The sequence below is a fragment of the Nocardioides sp. 31GB23 genome, assembly GCF_040012395.1.
GTDB lineage: Bacteria > Actinomycetota > Actinomycetes > Propionibacteriales > Nocardioidaceae > Nocardioides > Nocardioides salarius.
In genome coordinates this window covers 1-16632 of sequence record NZ_JBDYKJ010000092.1, presented here as the reverse complement: position 1 = coordinate 16632, position 16632 = coordinate 1, and the positions used below count along the sequence as shown (strand labels likewise).

14 protein-coding genes and 1 pseudogene are annotated in these 16632 nt (G+C 72.1%); 4 read left to right on the top strand and 11 right to left on the bottom strand.

Annotated elements, in window-relative coordinates; genetic code table 11:
* From ABKW28_RS20880 to ABKW28_RS20860, 5 genes and pseudogenes are all read right to left on the bottom strand, one after another.
* A pseudogene (locus ABKW28_RS20880) lies at positions 1–286 on the bottom strand (hypothetical protein); the annotation flags it as partial.
* A 319-nt stretch (positions 287–605) separates the two neighbouring features.
* On the bottom strand, positions 606–908 hold the full coding sequence (locus ABKW28_RS20875) for a VOC family protein (protein ID WP_348612941.1): 303 nt from the start codon (positions 906–908) through the stop codon (positions 606–608).
* A gap of 33 nt (positions 909–941) precedes the next feature.
* The gene (locus tag ABKW28_RS20870) at positions 942–1391 is read right to left on the bottom strand and encodes a DUF5709 domain-containing protein (protein WP_193666993.1); all 450 of its coding nucleotides are present in this window, start codon (positions 1389–1391) and stop codon (positions 942–944) included.
* Between the two features lie 59 nt (positions 1392–1450).
* Positions 1451–2497, bottom strand: coding sequence for a mechanosensitive ion channel domain-containing protein (locus ABKW28_RS20865; RefSeq protein WP_193666994.1), 1047 nt, complete (start codon positions 2495–2497; stop codon positions 1451–1453).
* Between the two features lie 34 nt (positions 2498–2531).
* The gene (locus ABKW28_RS20860) at positions 2532–3770 is read right to left on the bottom strand and encodes an ROK family transcriptional regulator (RefSeq protein WP_193666995.1); all 1239 of its coding nucleotides are present in this window, start codon (positions 3768–3770) and stop codon (positions 2532–2534) included.
* A gap of 185 nt (positions 3771–3955) precedes the next feature.
* On the opposite strand from ABKW28_RS20860, the gene ABKW28_RS20855 reads away from it, so the two are divergent.
* From ABKW28_RS20855 to ABKW28_RS20845, 3 genes are read left to right on the top strand one after another with little or no spacing between them, the layout of a single operon-like run.
* Positions 3956–5062 (top strand): substrate-binding domain-containing protein, encoded by a 1107-nt coding sequence (locus ABKW28_RS20855; RefSeq protein WP_193666996.1) that lies wholly within the window; start codon positions 3956–3958, stop codon positions 5060–5062.
* Positions 5062–5883 carry an ATP-binding cassette domain-containing protein gene (locus tag ABKW28_RS20850; protein ID WP_193666997.1) on the top strand — a complete coding sequence of 274 codons (822 nt, stop codon included), beginning with the start codon at positions 5062–5064 and terminating at the stop codon, positions 5881–5883. The genes ABKW28_RS20855 and ABKW28_RS20850 overlap by 1 nt, the downstream gene beginning before the upstream one ends.
* On the top strand, positions 5876–7147 hold the full coding sequence (locus ABKW28_RS20845; protein WP_193666998.1) for a sugar ABC transporter permease: 1272 nt from the start codon (positions 5876–5878) through the stop codon (positions 7145–7147). Before ABKW28_RS20850 ends, ABKW28_RS20845 begins: the two co-directional genes overlap by 8 nt.
* 116 nt (positions 7148–7263) lie before the next feature.
* Here ABKW28_RS20845 and ABKW28_RS20840 read toward each other — a convergent pair whose 3' ends face one another.
* The 3 genes from ABKW28_RS20840 to ABKW28_RS20830 are packed head-to-tail and all read right to left on the bottom strand — an operon-like array spanning position 7264 to position 13166.
* Positions 7264–9816: a bifunctional FO biosynthesis protein CofGH gene (locus tag ABKW28_RS20840; RefSeq protein ID WP_348612939.1), complete on the bottom strand. Its 2553-nt coding sequence runs from the start codon at positions 9814–9816 to the stop codon at positions 7264–7266.
* A 59-nt stretch (positions 9817–9875) separates the two neighbouring features.
* Positions 9876–11963 (bottom strand): MMPL family transporter, encoded by a 2088-nt coding sequence (locus ABKW28_RS20835; protein WP_348612937.1) that lies wholly within the window; start codon positions 11961–11963, stop codon positions 9876–9878.
* Positions 11964–12017: 54 nt separating this feature from the next.
* Positions 12018–13166 (bottom strand): acyl-CoA dehydrogenase family protein, encoded by a 1149-nt coding sequence (locus tag ABKW28_RS20830; protein WP_193667001.1) that lies wholly within the window; start codon positions 13164–13166, stop codon positions 12018–12020.
* Between the two features lie 97 nt (positions 13167–13263).
* On the opposite strand from ABKW28_RS20830, the gene ABKW28_RS20825 reads away from it, so the two are divergent.
* Entirely contained in the window at positions 13264–13995 is a 732-nt protein-coding gene (locus tag ABKW28_RS20825) for a MerR family transcriptional regulator (RefSeq protein ID WP_204797254.1), read from the top strand.
* Between the two features lie 16 nt (positions 13996–14011).
* Here the strand turns inward: ABKW28_RS20825 and ABKW28_RS20820 are convergent, their stop codons facing one another.
* The 3 genes from ABKW28_RS20820 to ABKW28_RS20810 are packed head-to-tail and all read right to left on the bottom strand — an operon-like array spanning position 14012 to position 16519.
* Complete coding sequence (locus ABKW28_RS20820; protein ID WP_341231010.1) at positions 14012–14671, bottom strand: ABC transporter permease subunit; 660 nt, start codon at positions 14669–14671, stop codon at positions 14012–14014.
* Positions 14671–15699: a methionine ABC transporter ATP-binding protein gene (locus ABKW28_RS20815; RefSeq protein WP_348612935.1), complete on the bottom strand. Its 1029-nt coding sequence runs from the start codon at positions 15697–15699 to the stop codon at positions 14671–14673. Before ABKW28_RS20815 ends, ABKW28_RS20820 begins: the two co-directional genes overlap by 1 nt.
* 49 nt (positions 15700–15748) lie before the next feature.
* Positions 15749–16519 (bottom strand): MetQ/NlpA family ABC transporter substrate-binding protein, encoded by a 771-nt coding sequence (locus ABKW28_RS20810; protein WP_348612933.1) that lies wholly within the window; start codon positions 16517–16519, stop codon positions 15749–15751.
* Positions 16520–16632 lie beyond the last annotated feature (113 nt).

Below are 16632 nucleotides of genomic sequence, written 5' to 3'. Positions count from 1 at the left end.
GCTGGCTGCGGGCGGTGGCGATGCTCATCGCCACCGCCACGGGGGTCTCGCCCTCGAAGGAGAGGAACCGCACGGTCGTGGTGTCGGTGTTCTGGGCGATGAAGATGATCAGCAGCACCAGGAGCACGCCCAGCCCGACCACGGCTGCGTAGAGGCCGCTGGTGCGCGAGCCGCGCAGCGGGTCGTCGCCGGCCTTCCTGCCGGTAGGCCCGGTGGTCGGCTCGGTCGTCGGCTCGGTGCTGGGCTGGGTCGGCTCGTCACCCGGGGTGGGCTGCGTGGTGCTCATGTGGCTCACCGTAGTCCGCCCGCGGCCCGGGGTGGGCCACCCCGGTGGTCCGGGGCCGTTCCTCCCGCGCCCTGGGTAAAAAGACGTGAGGGCGGTCACGAATCCCAGGTTTTACTGGTGAGGGCTCCCGCGACGTTGTACATTCTTCAACAGAACCGCCGGAGACCCGAGACTCCGGCGGTTCTTTCAATTTCTCCTCCGCGCCGCCCGGCGCAGGCGGGACTCAGTCCATCAGGACGACCTCGACCTCGAAGCCCTCCGAGCTCTCGACGTAGAGCGCGGTGTGCTGCTCGCCGCCGGCGTGCGGGTAGCGGTCGGCCTACATCTCGTGCCACCCGTGAGCGGTCGACTCCGCCCGGATCCGGTCGAGCAGGGCGCGCGAGTCGGTGCACAGCGCGAGGTGGTTGACCCCCGCCCGCATCCGGTCGTACGCCGCGTCGTGCTGGTCGGGGGAGTGCTCGACGAAGAGGTAGGTGCCGTCGGGGTGGCACCACGACGTGCCCGGGAGGTCGATCTCCCAGCCCAGCTCGCCGAGGAGCCAGCCCCACTCGTCGACGGCGCGCTCGAGGTCGCCGACCCACAGGTCGAGGTGGTGCAGGGCCCGGGACGGCTGCTCGCTCATGCCCGGGACCCTATGCCCACCCGCGGTCGTGCGTCAGGCGTCGGCCGGGTCGTCGGGGACGACGTGCACCGCGGCCTCCTCGGCCGAGGCGGCCGCGCCGTCGATGCCGACGTCGTCGCCGACCAGGTCCTTCTCCAGGTCCTCGCCGAGGCCCTCGTCGGGGTCCACGAGGCGCCCGGCGCGCTCGTCGCCGACCTCGCCGGCGACCTGCTCGCGATCGGCCTCGGCCTCCGCTTCGGCGTACGGGTCGGGCTCGGGGACCTCCTGGGCCACCCGCTGGTCGAGCGACTCGCCGCTCGCCTCCTCGTAGGGCGTGTTGCCGAAGCCCTGACCGGGGGAGTACTTCTCGGGCGGCGAGTAGCCGCGGTCGAGCTGGTCCTCCACGTCGCCGTCGGCGAGGGTGTCCTCGCCGGTCAGCTGGTCGCTCTCCTCGACGGAGTAGTCGCCGTAGGTGTCGTCCTGTTCGTTCGGTCCGGTGCTCATGGCTCCACCGTAGCCACGCGGCGCGGCCGGTCGTCCCACCCGTTCGGCGCCGCGGCGGCTCACTGCCCGTCGAGCAGCAGCCGCCGCACCGGCAGCGCCTCCGTGTGCTGCTCGCGCACCCAGCGCACCAGCTCCTCGCGCACGTGGCAGCGCAGGTCGTAGAGCGTGGGAGCGTCGTACGACGTGACCAGGACGCGCACCCGCACCCAGCCGCCCACGGCGTCGGTGACCTGCACGTGCGAGACGCGGCCGTCCCACATCTCGCCGGCGCGTTCCATCACCGAGGGCAGGTGCTCGCGCAGCGCGTCGACCCCGGTGCGCCAGTCGAGGTCGAGCTCGACCGAGCCCATCAGCTCGGAGTTCTTGCGCGTCCAGTTCTGGAAGGGCGTGGTGGTGAAGTACGTCGAGGGCAGGATCATCCGGCGCTCGTCCCAGATCCGCACCACGACGTAGCTCAGGGTGATCTCCTCGATGGTGCCCCACTCTCCCTCGACGATGACGGCGTCGTCGACCTTCACGGCGTCGTTGAAGGCCAGCTGCATGCCCGCGAAGACGTTGGCGAGCATCGACTGCGCCGCGAGGGCCGCGACGACCGAGATCAGGCCGGCCGAGGCGAGCACGCTGGCCCCGATGGTGCGCACGGCGGGGAAGGAGAAGAGGATCGCGCCGATGGTCACGATGGTCACCAGCGCGATCGTGAGCCGGCGCACCAGCAGCACCTGGGTGCGCACCCGTCGGGCCAGCCGGTTGTCCCGCACGTCGGTGCGGGTGCGGCCCAGCGTCAGGTCCTCGACGAAGAGCAGCACGGCGGTCAGCAGCCACCCGCCCGCGCCGATCGCCAGGACGCGCAGGGCCAGGGCCGCGGCGTCCCACCAGGTCGCCCAGTCGGAGGACGGGTCTGGGCGGACCCCGGCGACCCAGCCGCTCAGTGCGAGCAGCACGACCAGGGCCCGGAACGGCCGCCGCGCCGAGTGCGCCAGGCGCGAGGCGGGCGGCCAGCGGCGGGCCAGGAGGCGCACGACCAGGTGCGTGAGCACGACGACGGCCAGGGCCCCCGCGAGCGCGGAACCGGCGGCGAGCAGGGCGTTGGTCCAGGTGACGGCCATGCGCCCCATCGTGCAACGCCCGTGCCGGGGCCGCTCAGGCCCCTCGGGGTGACCCGGGGGCCGTGACGGCCCCCCCGCCGACCAGCTCGGTGCGGTCCGCGGCGAGCAGCGCGGCGCCGAGCAGGCTCGCTCGCTCGCCCAGTTCGCTGGCCAGCACGGGGGTCTGTGCGACGGCGCTGAGCGCGTGGCGGCGCAGGCCGAGCCGGGCCGACTCGAGCAGCAGCTCGCCGGCACGGGCCATGTCGCCACCCACCACGACCACGTCGGGGTTGATCAGGTTGACGACGCTGGCGAGGCCCCATCCCAGGTGCAGCCCGGAGTCCTCGAAGACTCGACGAGCAGCGACGGAGCCCGACGTGGCGGCCTCGATGATGTCGTCGAGCGTGGCCTCGGGCAGCTGCGCGGCCATGAGGGCCTGCACGGTCTCGACCGAGGTGTACGCCTCGAGGCAGCCACGGCTGCCGCACCGGCAGACGGGCCCCTGCTCGTCGAGCGTCAGGTGCCCGATCTCGCCGGCGGTGCCCCGCGCGCCGCGGAAGACCTGCCCGTCGATGATGATGCCGGCGCCGGCGCCGGAGGAGATCTTGATGAAGACCGAGCTGCGGTGGCCGCGCGCCACGCCGCGGCGGTGCTCGGCCAGGGCGCCCAGGTTGGCGTCGTTCTCGATGGACACCGGCACGCCGAGGTGCTGCTCGGCGGCTCGGCGGGCGTCGACGCCCTCCCACCCCGGGAAGATCTCCGAGGAGCTGATGGTGTCGTCGGTGACGGGGGCGGGCAGCCCGAGCCCCACGTGGTGCAGGCTCCCGGGCAGCCGTCCCTCCGGGTGGGGCAGGCCCAGCTCGTCGGCCAGCTCCAGCGCCATCCGGCGCGCCTGGTCGAGTGCGCTGGCGTGGTCGAGCCCGGCGGCCATCTTGCGGCGGGTCTCGCCGAGCGGGCGGCCCATGGTGTCGGCCAGGGTGACGGCGACGTGGCTGTGGCCGAAGTCGATGCCCAGCACGTGGCCGGCGCCGGGACCGATCCGCACCGACGACCCGCGGCGCCCGCTGCCGGGGTCGGACTCCAGGAGTCCTGCTGCGCCGAGGTCTCGCACGATGTTGGAGATCGTGGCCGGGGCGAGTCCCGTCGCCCTCGCCAGCTCGGCCTGGGTGAAGCTGTCGGCGTCGCGGTCCGGGCCCTCCTCGGGGTGCTCCAGGGGGCGTCCGCGCAGCACTGCGAGCACGCGGCGTTGGTTGGCGGTGCGCAGTGCTGCGGTGGACCCGGGGGCGGAGCTCATGGTGCGAACTGTGACGCACACCGCATCGTGCGGTCAAGGAGTTGTCGGCACGACGTGATGGCAATGACGGATTTCTGGAGGCGATCAGGCGATTTGCGTTCAGATCTTGACGACAAGAGTGTGACGCCTGACACTCGTCCCAGACCGTCGTGGCCGTCCGGCCCCATCAGCTCGAGGAGACTCCCGTGTTCACATCCCTGCCCCGCGTCGCGGCGCTCGCGACCGCCATCGTCATCGGTGGTGCCGGCCTGTCCGCCTGCGGCGCCAACGACGCCCAGACCTCCGGCTCCGACGACGGCTCCTCGAGCTCCGCCGGCGGCACGATCGCGCTCCTGCTGCCCGAGTCCAAGACGACGCGCTACGAGGCGTTCGACAAGCCGCTCTTCGAGGCGAAGGTCGCCGAGCTGTGCAGCGAGTGCGAGGTCGACTACTTCAACGCCGACCAGGACGAGCAGAAGCAGGCCCAGCAGCTGACCAGTGCCCTGACCGCCGGCGCCGACGTCGTGGTGCTCGACCCGGTCAACGGCGCGGGCGCGACCGGGATGGTCGCCGAGGCCCAGGGCCAGGACGTGCCGGTCATCGCCTACGACCGCTTCATCGACGGCGCCGACTACTACATGTCCTTCGACAACGAGACCGTCGGCCAGATGCAGGGCGAGGCGCTCATCGAGGCGATGGACGACCAGGGCAGCATCCTGATGCTCAACGGTGCGCCCAGCGACCCCAACGCCGCACAGTTCAAGGCGGGTGCCCACAGCGTCATCGACTCCAGCGGGGTGACGATCCTCGAGGAGTACGACAACCCCGACTGGAGCCCCGAGAACGCCCAGCAGTGGACCAGCGACCAGCTCAGCAAGTACAAGCCCGCCGAGATCAACGGCGTGTACGCCGCCAACGACGGCCAGGCGGGCGGTGTCGTGGCGGCCCTGACCGGCGCCGGCGTCTCGCGGGACTCGCTGCCCCCGATCACCGGCCAGGACGCGGAGATCGCTGCGATCCAGCGCATCCTCGCCGGTGAGCAGGCGCTGACCATCTACAAGCCGATCCCGATCGAGGCCGAGACCGCGGCCGAGGTGGCCGTCGAGCTGGCCACGGGCGAGGAGGTGGGTGAGACCACCGACACCGGGGTCACCCAGAGCGACTACAACGGCGTCACCTCCTACATCTTCGACCCGATCGCGGTGACCCAGGACAACGTCGCCGACACGGTCATCGCGGACGGCTTCTACGACGCCTCCGACATCTGCACCGGGGACTACGCGAAGGTCTGCCAGGAGGCTGGCATCTCCTGATGACCACCACGACGACGCGACCGGTGAGGGACACCCACGTCCTGTCCCTCACCGGCATCAACAAGCGGTTCGGTGCCGTCCAGGCTCTCACCGACGTCTCGCTGGAGGTGGCTGCCGGGGAGGTGGTGGCCCTGGTCGGCGACAACGGCGCCGGCAAGTCCACGCTGGTCAAGGTGATCGCCGGGGTCTACCAGCCCGACGGCGGGGACATCACCTTCGCCGGACGCAAGGTCACCGTGGGCGGTCCCAAGGACGCCCAGGCCCTCGGCATCGCGACCGTCTTCCAGGACCTGGCGCTGTGCGACAACCTCGACGTCGTGGCCAACCTGTTCCTGGGCCAGGAGCGGACCACCGGTCCGGTGCTCGACGAGATCGAGATGGAGAAGGAGTCGTGGCGGCTGCTGCGCACCCTGTCCGCCAAGATCCCCTCGGTGCGGATCCCCATCGCCGCCCTCTCGGGCGGTCAGCGCCAGACGGTCGCGATCGCGCGGTCCCTGGTCGGCAAGCCGCAGGTGGTGATGCTCGACGAGCCCACCGCCGCGCTGGGCGTCGCCCAGACCGCGGAGGTGCTCAACCTCGTCGAACGGCTGCGCGAGACGGGTCTCGGGGTCATCCTGATCAGCCACAACATGGCCGACGTCCAGGCGGTCGCCGACCGCATCGTCGTCCTGCGCCTGGGGCGGAACGCGGCGGAGTTCCGCACCGAGGACGTCTCGACCGAGGAGCTGGTGGCGGCGATCACCGGCGCCTCCGACAACGTCGTGACGGCCCGCGCCCAGCGCACCGGCGCGCAGACCCACGCGGAGGCCGGCGATGAGTGAGACCCTCGACAAGCGCACCGAAGACGCGACCGGGTCCGTCGTGGCGGCCGACGCGGCCGACGAACGGTTGATCCGGCACCAGGGGCTGCAGGGCTACCTGCACTCCACCTGGGCCCGCCTCAAGGGCGGCGAGCTCGGCATGCTGCCGGTCGTCTTCGGCCTGATCGTCATCTGCCTGGTGTTCCAGCTCAACGAGCCGACGTTCCTCTCGAGCCGCAACCTGGTCTCGATCACCCAGTTCGCGGCCCCCACCGGGGTGATCGCGCTCGGCATCGTGCTGGTGCTGCTGCTCGGCGAGATCGACCTGTCGGTCGGCTCGGTGTCGGGCTTCGCGGCGGCGACCATGGCGGTGCTCGTCGTCAACGAGGGCCTGTCGCTGGTCGTGGCGATGCTCGCGGGCGTCGGCGTCGGCCTGGCCATCGGGTGCCTCTACGCGTTCTTGTACGTCAAGGTCGGCGTGCCGAGCTTCGTGTTCTCGCTGGCCGGCCTGCTGGCCTTCCAGGGAGCGCTGCTCTACGTGCTCGGCGACCAGGGCACCATCGTGCTGCCGCAGGACTCCGGGTTGCGAGAGTTCGCCCGGGACCGCTTCCTGACCGATGCCCAGGCCTACGGGCTGGTCGCGCTCGTGGTGCTGGTCTACGTGGGCTCCAAGCTGCTCGACATCCGTCGGCGCAAGGCGGCCGGCCTGACCCCGGGCAGCCCGGTCGGCGTCGCGGTCAAGGCCGCGTTGCTCGGCCTCGGCCTGGGCTACCTGACCTACTACCTGGGCATCGACCGGGGGTGGAGCTACCTGCCGGTGCTCTTCGCCTTCCTGGTGGTCGTGATGGACTTCGCGCTGCGCCGCACCCGGTGGGGACGCCACGTCTTCGCCACCGGCGGCAACGAGGAGGCGGCACGCCGCTCGGGCATCAAGGTGACCCGGGTCTACGTCTCGGTCTTCGCCCTGACCTCGTCGTTCGCGGCACTGGGCGGCATCCTGCTGGCCGGACAGCTGACCTCCGTCTCGCAGAGCAGCGGCACCACCGACACCAACCTGACGGCCATCGCCGCAGCGGTCATCGGCGGGACCAGCCTCTTCGGCGGGCGCGGGTCGGCGTACTCGGCGCTGCTCGGCATCATCGTGCTGCAGTCGATCCAGAGCGGGTTGAACCTGATGAACGTCGACTCCTCGGTGCGCTTCATCGTCACCGGTGCGGTGCTGCTGCTCGCCGTCGCCATCGACTCGGTCTCGCGTCGAGCCCGCTCCTCGAGCGGGCGCGGTTAGCGCCCGACCAGTCACATTCGCACCATCGAGGCGTCAGTTCTGCACCCACCCGGGTGCGGCGCTGACGCCTCGGTGGTGCAGGACTGACTGGTGGGTGGTGCGAAGGTGACTGCTCGTCAGCGGGTCCCGTAGAGGGTGGTGCGCTCGTGGACGGGGCGGCCGATGCCGGCGCCCATCTCGCGCAGCTCCTCGACCGTCTTGGCCGAGCCGTGCTCGGAGCCGGCCATCCGGCTGATGGTCTCCTCCATCAGGGTGCCGCCCAGGTCGTTGGCGCCGGCGCGGAGCATGGCCTGGGTGCCCTCGACCCCGAGCTTGACCCACGAGGTCTGGATGTTGTCGATGCGCCCGTGCAGCAGGATGCGCGCCATCGCGTGCACCGCGAGGTTGTCGCGGTGGGTGGGACCGGGCCGCGCGACGCCGGCCAGGTATATCGGCGAGGACGTGTGCACGAACGGCAGCGGCACGAACTCGGTGAACCCGCCGGCCCCGGCCTCGCGGGCCCGGTCCTGGATGCCGGCGAGCACCCGCAGGTGGCCCACCCAGTGCCGCGGGTGGTCGACGTGGCCGTACATCATCGTGCTGGTCGTCGGCAGCCCCACGCGGTGCGCGGTGGAGACGATCTCGACCCAGGTGCTGGTGGGCAGCTTGCCCTTCGTCAGGACCCAGCGCACCTCGTCGTCGAGGATCTCCGCGGCGGTGCCGGGCAGCGACCCGAGCCCCGCCTCGCGGGCCTTGATCAGGAAGTCCTCGATGGAGAGCCCGGTGCGGGCGGTGCCGTTGACGACCTCCATGGGGGAGAAGGCGTGCACGTGCATCTCGGGCACGCGCTTCTTGACCGCCGCCGCCAGGTCGAAGTACGCCGTCGCCGGCAGCTCGGGGTCGATGCCGCCCTGCATGCACACCTCGGTCGCGCCGAGGTCCCACGCCTCGGCCGCGCGGTCGGCGACCTCGTCGAGGGAGAGCGAGTAGGCGTCGGCGTCGCTCTTGCGCTGGGCGAACGCGCAGAAGCGGCACCCGACGTAGCAGACGTTGGTGAAGTTGATGTTGCGGTTGACGACGTAGGTGACGTCGTCGCCGACCACCTCGCGGCGCAGGTCGTCGGCGAGGCGGCACACCTCGTCGAGCAGCGCGCCCTCGGCGGTCATCAGCCTCAGCGCGTGCTCCTCGGAGAGCCCGCCCGGGTCGGCCTCGGCAGCGGCCAGCGCCTCGCGGCCCTCGGCGTGCAGCACCGCGGGCGCGCCCACCGGCGACGTGCTCGAGGAGGTCGAGGTGCCGGCGGCCGCGTCGCGCACCGAGTCCCAGTCGCCGTAGACCTCGCTGAAGTCGGAGCGCCGGTCGTCGGTGCGGCCCTCGGTGTCGACGGCCTCGTGCAGGTCGGTGCGGCCGCTGGACTCGAAGCCGCCGTCGGGCTCCTGCCACGCCCGGCCCACAGGTCGTACGCCGTCGCGGGCCAGGCCGTCGGGGGCCGCGAGCGCCGCGACGTGGCCGGCCACCCGCGGGTCGAGCCACGGCGCACCGTCGTGGAGCGCGGCGCGGACGTACTCGGGCTGCAGGGTGAGCCGGGGCGCGAGCCGGAACCCGGCGGCGCCGCTGATCTCGCGCAGCCGCTCGACCGAGGGCCAGGGCCGCTCGGGGTTGACGTGGTCGGGGGTCAGCGGCGAGACGCCGCCCCAGTCGTCGACGCCGGCGGCGAGCAGCGCCTGGCACTCCTCGGCGTCGACGAGGTTGGGCGGCGCCTGCACCCGGGCGCGCGGCCCGAGGACCAGGCGGGTGACCGCCAGTGCGGCGCGGTACTCGTCGAGGTCGAGGTCGTCGCTGTGCCGCATCGCGGTGTCGGGCTTGGCCCGGAAGTTCTGCACGATGATCTCGTGCAGGGAGCCGTAGGCCTTCATCACCTTGCGCAGCGCGAAGATCGTCTCGGCGCGCTCGGTCAGCGTCTCGCCGATGCCGACCAGCAGGCCGGTGGTGAAGGGGATCGAGAGCCGCCCGGCGTCCTCGAGCACCCGCAGCCGCACGGCGGGGTCCTTGTCGGGGGAGCCGTAGTGGGCCTCGCCCCTGGTCTCGAAGAGCCGCCGCGAGGTGGTCTCGAGCATCATGCCCATCGACGGCGAGACCGGCTTGAGGCGGTTCATCTCCTCCCAGGTCATCACCCCGGGGTTGAGGTGCGGCAGCAGCCCGGTCTCCTCCAGCACCCGCACCGCCATCGCGCGCACGTAGGCCAGCGTGGAGTCGTAGCCCTGCTCGTCGAGCCACTCCTGGGCCTCGGGCCAGCGGTCCTCGGGGCGGTCGCCGAGGGTGAAGAGCGCCTCGAGGCAGCCGAGCTCGGCGCCCTGGCGGGCGATGTCGAGGATCTCGTCGGGGGACAGGTACGGCGCCCGGCCCTCGCGGGCCGCCTGCCCCGGGGTCTCGACGAAGGTGCAGTAGTGGCAGCGGTCGCGGCACAGCCGCGTGACCGGGATGAAGACCTTGGGCGAGTAGGTGACCACGCCGGGTCGGCCCGCGGCCACGAGCCCTGCGTCACGCACCTGCGCGGCCGCGGCGCACAGGCGGTCGAGGTCGGCGCCGGTCGCGGCCAGCAGCGCCTCGGCCTCGGCCACGTCGAGAGCCGCGCCGCGCTCGGCCCGGGCGAGCGCGCGGCGTACCTGCTGGGGCGTGGGCGCGGCGTTCATCACCTCAGATTAACGACGGCCTGGCCGCGTCGGCGGGGCGGGCCACCCGCCGGGACGGCTCAGCCCACGTGCTGCCCGCCCGAGGCCAGCGCCGAGGGCCACCAGGTGCGCTGGCCCACGAGGTAGCAGACCGCGGGCACCAGCAGCGAGCGCACCACCAGGGTGTCGAGCAGCACGCCGAAGGCGACGATGAAGGCGATCTGGGCCAGGAACAGGATCGGCACCACGCCCAGGGCCGCGAAGGTGGCGGCCAGCACCACGCCGGCCGAGGTGATCACGCCGCCGGTGACCGAGAGTCCGCGCAGGATGCCCGGCCGGGTGCCCAGGCGCAACGACTCCTCGCGCACCCGCGTCATCAGGAAGATCGAGTAGTCGATGCCCAGCGCGACCAGGAAGACGAAGGCGATCAGCAGGGTCGAGGGGTCGCTGGCGGGGAAGCCGAAGACGTGCTCGAAGACCAGCGCGCTGACGCCCATGGTCGCGCCGAACGAGAGCACGTTGGCCACGATCAGCAGCCCGGCGGCGGCCAGCGAGCGCAGCAGCAGCGCCAGCACCACGAAGATCACCACCAGGATCGCGGGGATCACCACGGCGCGGTCGCGGCTGGTGGTCTCGCGGGTGTCGAGCAGGGTGGCGGTGGAGCCGCCGACCAGGATGTCGTCGTCGACCTCCGACAGGTCCGCGCGCAGGCGCTGGACCGTCTCGGTGGCGGCCTCGGTCTCGCTGCCGTCGGCCAGGTTGGCCAGCACGATGGAGACCCCGTCGACGCTGCGCGGCTGCTGCGGGTCGTCCGCCTCGGGGATCGGCGCGATCGCCGGCTGCGGGCCCTCGCTCTGCTGCGAGACGCCCTCGTCGGCGCGCAGCACCTCGACGGCCGCCCCGATCCGGTCGGTCGGCACCACGATCTGCAGCGGGCTCGCGGTGTCGGCCTCGTAGTGGGCGTCGAGCACGTCCTGCGCGGCGACCGACTCCTCGGCGGTCAGGAACAGGTCGGTCTGGGGGACGGGGTCCTCGTCGAGGGTGAAGGCGAAGCCGGCGAAGACGGCCAGCACCAGGGTGGTCACGGCGGCGACGGCCACGGTGCGGTCGCGCACGAGGCGGGCCACGGCGCCCCACAGGCCCTCGGTGTTCTTGTGCTCCGAGCCGTAGGCGGGCACGAGAGGCCAGAAGGCGCGGCGGCCCAGGAGCACCAGCGCCGCGGGCAGGAAGGTCAGCGAGACCAGCATCGCCGCGGCGATGCCCAGCGCGCCGACCGGGCCGAGGCCCTGCAGGCTGGCCAGGTCGGAGAGCAGCAGGCACAGCAGGCCCAGGATCACCGTGGCCCCCGAGGCGCCGATCGGCTCGACGACCGCGCGAAGCGAGGCCCGCATGGCGTCGTACTTCGACTCCCGGTCGCGCAGCTCCTCGCGGAAGCGGGCCACCAGCAGCAGCGAGTAGTCGGTGGCGGCGCCGATCGCCAGGATGAAGAGGATGCCCTGGCTCTGGCCGTTGAGGGCCAGCAGGTCGGCCGAGGCCAGCGCGTAGATCACCGCGGAGGCGGTGCCCAGCCCGAGCACGGCCGAGAACAGCACGACGAACGGGAGCACCGGGGTGCGGTAGACCACCACCAGGATCACCAGCACGACCGCCAGGGCCACCACGAGCAGCAGGCCGTCGATGGCGCCGAAGGCGTTGACCAGGTCGGCGAGGATGCCGCCGGGCCCGCCGACGAGCGCCTCGAGGCCCTCGGGCGGGTCGTCGAGCACCGCCCGCAGCGCCTCGACCCGCTCGATGATCACCTCGCCGTCGGTGGTGGCCACCTGCACGACCAGCTGGGCGGCCTCGCCGTCGTCGGAGGGCACCGGGCCCTGCACGCCGGCGACGTCGTCGACCTGGCCCAGCTTCTCGGCGTACGCCGCGATCGTCTGCTGGTCGGCGTCCTCGAGGCCGCCGTCGCGCTCGAAGACGACCGTGACCGGGATGGTCTCCTGCTCCTGGAAGCCCGTGAGGGTCTCCAGGACCTGGGTCGACTCGGCGGTCTCGGGCAGGAAGGCGGCGTTGTCGTTCTCCTGCACGCTGCCCAGCTGGCCGGCGAACGAGCCCAGCGGCCCGCCCACGAAGACCCAGACGAGGACGATCAGCAGCGGCCAGACCCAACGTCGCTTCATGGCAGCAGCGTGCCAGAGACCGCCGGTGACCGACGGGTGAGGACCGGTCCTAGATTAGATGCCCAGCGCGCGCCCGATGATCTCCTTCTGGATCTCGGTGGTGCCGCCGTAGATCGTCTGGATGCGGCTGTCGACGTAGGCCTTGGCGATGGGGTACTCCATCATGTAGCCGTAGCCGCCGTGCAGCTGCACGCCCTGGTCGACCAGCTTCTTCTGCAGCTCGGTGGTCCACCACTTGGCCATCGAGGCCAGGCTGGCGTCGACCTCGCCGGCGTTGAGCTTGGTGACGCAGTCGTTGACGAAGGTGCGCGCGATGTAGACCTCGGTGGCCATCTCGGCGAGCGTGAAGCGGGTGTTCTGGAACTTGCCGATCGGCTTGCCGAAGGCCTCGCGCTCCTTGACGTAGGCCAGCGACAGGTCGAGCACGTGCTCGCAGGCGGCCAGCGCGATGCAGGCGATCGAGACCCGCTCCTGGGGCAGGTTCTCCATCAGGTGGATGAAGCCGTGGCCCTCGGTGCCGAGCAGGTTGTCCTTGGGCACCTCGACGTTGTCGAAGAACAGCTCGGCGGTGTCCTGGGCCTTGAGGCCCATCTTGTCGAGGTTGCGGCCGCGCTCGAAGCCGGCCATCCCGGCCTCGACGACCAGGAGGCTGAAGCCCATGTGGCCGGCGTCGGGGTCGGTGCGCGCGACGACGATGACGACGTCGCTCATGATGCCGTTGCTGATGAAGGTCTTGGAGCCGTTGAGCACCCAGTGGTCGCCCTTGTCGACGGCGCTGGTGCGGATGCCCTGCAGGTCGGAGCCGGCGCCGGGCTCGGTCATCGCGATCGCGGAGATCAGCTCGCCGGAGACCAGGCCGGGCAGCCAGCGCTGCTTCTGCTCCTCGGTGCCCAGGGAGGAGATGTAGGGCACGATGATGTCGGTGTGCACGGGGAAGCCCAGCCCGCTGGCGCCGACCTTGGAGATCTCCTCCGCGACGATGGCGTTGAAGCGGAAGTCGCGCACGCCCATGCCGCCGTACTGCTCGTCGACGTCGAAGCACAGCAGCCCCGCCTCGCCGGCCCTGCGCCACACCTCGCGGCTGACCTGGCCGTCCTTCTCCCACTGGTCGTGGTGGGGCACGACCTCCTTCTCCATGAAGGCGCGCGCCATGGCGCGGAAGTCCTCGTGCTCCTCGGTGTAGATCGACGTGGGCTGGGCCATGGGGTTGCCTCCGGTGTGGTGCCTGTCGCGGGTGCGGACCGTACGAGCAGAACTGTGACAGCAGAACTGTCACACTTCAAGCGTTAGGGTCAGGTCCATGACGGCGAGCACCCAGCTGGACGACGCGGACGCGCTGCTCACGGTCGACGAGCTGGCCGCCGCCGTCGGGCTCACGGTGCGCACCACCCGCTACTACGCCAGCCTCGGGCTGCTGCCCCCGCCGCTGCGCCGGGGCCGGGTCGCCTACTACGACAGCGTGCACCGCGCCCGGCTCGAGCTGGTGCGCGCGCTGCAGGAGCACGGCTTCACCCTCCAGGCCATCGAGCGGTACGTCGCCTCGGTGCCGGCCGAGGCGGGCGTCGAGGAGCTTGCGATGCAGCGGGCGATGCTGACCTCGTGGACCTCGCAGGTGCCCGAGGAGCTCGACCGCACCGAGCTCGACGCCCGAGCCGGGCGCTCGCTGGGCGAGGAGGACCTCGGGCTGCTGGAGCGCCTGGCGCTGCTCGACCCGGTCGAGGGTGGTCGCTACCGGGTGATGCCCAACCTGCAGATCGGCCTCGACCTGCTCGCCCTCGACGTGCCCCCCGAGAGCGTGGGCGCCGCCGGCGACGCGATCACCCGGCACATGACCGCCCTGGCCGAGGAGCTCACCGACATCCTGCGCAGCGGCCTGCTGGCGCCGTACCGCAGCGGCGAGCACAGCCCGGCCGAGGCCGAGCGGATCGAGCGCACGCTGCCGCAGCTGCGCCGGCTGACCCTCGAGTCGGTGGTGGCCGGCTTCCAGCGCGCCGCCAACGCCGTCATCACCCGCTCGCTGGCCCGCGACTGAGGGTCGGCGCGCACGCTCAGCGTCGCATCGCCCTGCGGGCCAGCCGGTTGCCGCCGAACTGGACCAGCTGGACGAAGGCGATGATCACCAGCACCGCGGCCCAGGTCACCAGCGGGTCGAACTGGCGGTAGCCGTAGGTCAGTGCGAAGGCGCCCAGCCCGCCACCACCGACCACGCCGGCGATCGCGGTCATGTCGACGATCGCGACCAGCACGAAGGTGTAGCCCAGGACGAGCGGCCCCAGCGCCTCGGGCAGCAGCACGGTCGCGATGGTGCGCAGCCGACCGGCGCCCATCGCGCGCGAGGCCTCGATGACGCCGGGGTCGACCGAGACGAGGTTCTGCTCGACGATCCGGCTGATGCCGAAGGTCGCTGCCAGCGAGAGGGCGAAGATGATCGCCCGGTTGCCGATCCCGATGCCGACGACCAGGCGCGCCAGGGGTTGCGCGGCGGCGATGAAGATGACGAAGGGGATCGGCCGGAAGAAGTTGACGACCAGGTTGAGGCCGACGTGCACCACGCGGTTGGGCGTGATGCCGCCGGCGCGGGTCGTGTAGAGCAGCGTGCCGAGCAGCAGGCCGCCCGTGCCACCGATGCCGAGGGTGATGGCGACGATGTAGAGCGTCTCCAGTGCCGCCTCGAGGAAGAGGGAGTCGAGCTCGATCAGGCGGTCCATCAGGACGCCTCCTTCCCGGTGCGCGCGGGGGGCTCGGTGACCTCGGCCAGCGTGGCGACGTGCGCGAGCGCGCCGGCCACGGCGGCGTCGTCACCGGTGAGGGTGAGGGTCAGGTGGCCGAAGGTGCGGCCGCGGACGTCCTCGACCCCGCCGTGCACGAGCTCGAAGGCCACGCTTCGCTCGATGAAGGCGGCGAAGACGTCGGCGGGCGAGGCGTGCTCGTCACGGAAGGAGAGCGTGACCATCCGCCCCGGGTGCCGCTCGCGCAGCCCCTCCAGGGCCCGCGGCGGCGGGCCCTTCTCCACCAGCGTGCTGACGAAGCGCTGGGTGGCGGGGTGCTGCGGGGAGGCGAAGACGTCGTAGGTGTCGCCGAGCTCGACGACGCGCCCGGCCTCCATCACCGCGACGCGGTGGGCCAGCGAGCGCACCACCTCCATCTCGTGGGTGATCAGCACGACGGTCAGCCCGAGCTCCTCGTTGACCCGGCGCAGCAGCGCCAGCACCTCGCTGGTGGTCTGCGGGTCCAGCGCGCTGGTCGGCTCGTCGGCCAGCAGGATGCGCGGGTTGGTCGCCAGCGCCCGAGCGATCCCCACCCGCTGCTTCTGCCCGCCCGAGAGCTGCTCGACGTGGGTGTGCGCCTTGTCGGCGAGGCCGACGAAGTGCAGCAGCTCGGAGATCCGTGCCCGGTGCTGCTCCCGGGGCACGCCGGCGACCTGCAGCGGGTAGGCGATGTTGCCCCACACGGTGCGCGAGGAGAAGAGGTTGAACTGCTGGAAGATCATCCCGATGTCGCGGCGCACCTCGCGCAGGGCGCGCTCCGACAACGAGCTGACCTCGCGGCCGGCGACGGTGACGGTGCCGCTCGTGGGCCGGTCGAGGGCGTTGACCAGGCGCAGCAGGGTCGACTTGCCGGCCCCGGAGTAGCCCACCACCCCGAGCACCTCGCCCTCGGCCACGTCGAGGTCGACGTGGTCGAGGGCGTGCACCGGCGCCCCGCGCCGGGAGGCGGCGGGGAAGGTGCGGCTCACGTCCGACAAGCGGATGAGCGGGGCGCTGGACGTGCCGGTCACGCTGCGGTCAGCCCTGCTGGTCGCGGGTGTCGGCCTCGACCTCGGCCAGGATGGCCCGCAGGTCGTCGACGGGGGTGTCGAGCATGACGGCGGTGCCGCCCGAGACCTCGACGACGCCCTCCTGCACGGCCTGGGTCTCCTGGTAGATCTCCACCAGGCGCTGGTACGTCGGGTCGTCGAGGTCGTCGGCCTGCGCGGCGAAGACGTTGGCGTAGGGCAGCGCCTTGGCGTCGTCGGGGTCGTCCTGGGCCAGGGCGTCGTCGAAGTCGAGGCCGGCGCGCTCCACGAAGTCGTTGTTGACCACGGCGCCGGCGAGGTCGTCGAGCGAGGTCGCGGTCAGGGCCGCGTCGAGCGCCTCGACCTCCACGCGGGAGGCCGCGGTGTCGATGTCGGCGAGGTCGGAGAAGATGGTCCCGCCGCTCTTGAGCTCGATCAGGCCGGCCGACTGCAGCAGCACCAGGGCGCGGGCCTGGTTGCTGGCGTCGTTGGGCACCGCCACGGTCGCGCCGTCGGGGATCTCCTCCACCGCGTCGTACTGCTTGGAGTGCAGGCCGAGGGGGTAGATCGCGGTGGCGCCGATGGGCTGCAGGTCGTCGCCGCTGGCGATGTTGTAGTCGGCGAGGAAGACGATGTGCTGGAACTGGTTGAGGTCGAGCTCGCCCTCGGAGACGGCCGGGTTGGGCTGGTTGTAGTCGGCGAAGTCGACGACCTCGACGTCGATGCCCTCGTCCTCGGCGGCCTGCTCGTAGGTGGCCCAGTAGGGGTCGCTGGCGCCCACGACGCCGATGCGGACGGTCTCACCGGCCGTGGGGGAGTCGTGGGGGGGGGGGGGGGGGGGGGGGGGGGGGGGGGGGGGGGGGGGGGGGGGGGGGGGGGGGGGGGGGGGGGGGG

Excerpts from the sequence above, each read along its gene's own strand:
- ABKW28_RS20875 (WP_348612941.1), bottom strand. The coding sequence starts at position 908 with ATGAGCGAGCAGCCGTCCCGGGCCCTGCACCACCTCGACCTGTGGGTC.
- ABKW28_RS20870 (WP_193666993.1), bottom strand. The coding sequence starts at position 1,391 with ATGAGCACCGGACCGAACGAACAGGACGACACCTACGGCGACTACTCC.
- ABKW28_RS20865 (WP_193666994.1), bottom strand. The coding sequence starts at position 2,497 with ATGGCCGTCACCTGGACCAACGCCCTGCTCGCCGCCGGTTCCGCGCTC.
- ABKW28_RS20860 (WP_193666995.1), bottom strand. The coding sequence starts at position 3,770 with ATGAGCTCCGCCCCCGGGTCCACCGCAGCACTGCGCACCGCCAACCAA.
- ABKW28_RS20850 (WP_193666997.1), top strand. The coding sequence starts at position 5,062 with ATGACCACCACGACGACGCGACCGGTGAGGGACACCCACGTCCTGTCC.
- ABKW28_RS20845 (WP_193666998.1), top strand. The coding sequence starts at position 5,876 with ATGAGTGAGACCCTCGACAAGCGCACCGAAGACGCGACCGGGTCCGTC.
- ABKW28_RS20840 (WP_348612939.1), bottom strand. The coding sequence starts at position 9,816 with ATGAACGCCGCGCCCACGCCCCAGCAGGTACGCCGCGCGCTCGCCCGG.
- ABKW28_RS20835 (WP_348612937.1), bottom strand. The coding sequence starts at position 11,963 with ATGAAGCGACGTTGGGTCTGGCCGCTGCTGATCGTCCTCGTCTGGGTC.
- ABKW28_RS20830 (WP_193667001.1), bottom strand. The coding sequence starts at position 13,166 with ATGGCCCAGCCCACGTCGATCTACACCGAGGAGCACGAGGACTTCCGC.
- ABKW28_RS20825 (WP_204797254.1), top strand. The coding sequence starts at position 13,264 with ATGACGGCGAGCACCCAGCTGGACGACGCGGACGCGCTGCTCACGGTC.
- ABKW28_RS20820 (WP_341231010.1), bottom strand. The coding sequence starts at position 14,671 with ATGGACCGCCTGATCGAGCTCGACTCCCTCTTCCTCGAGGCGGCACTG.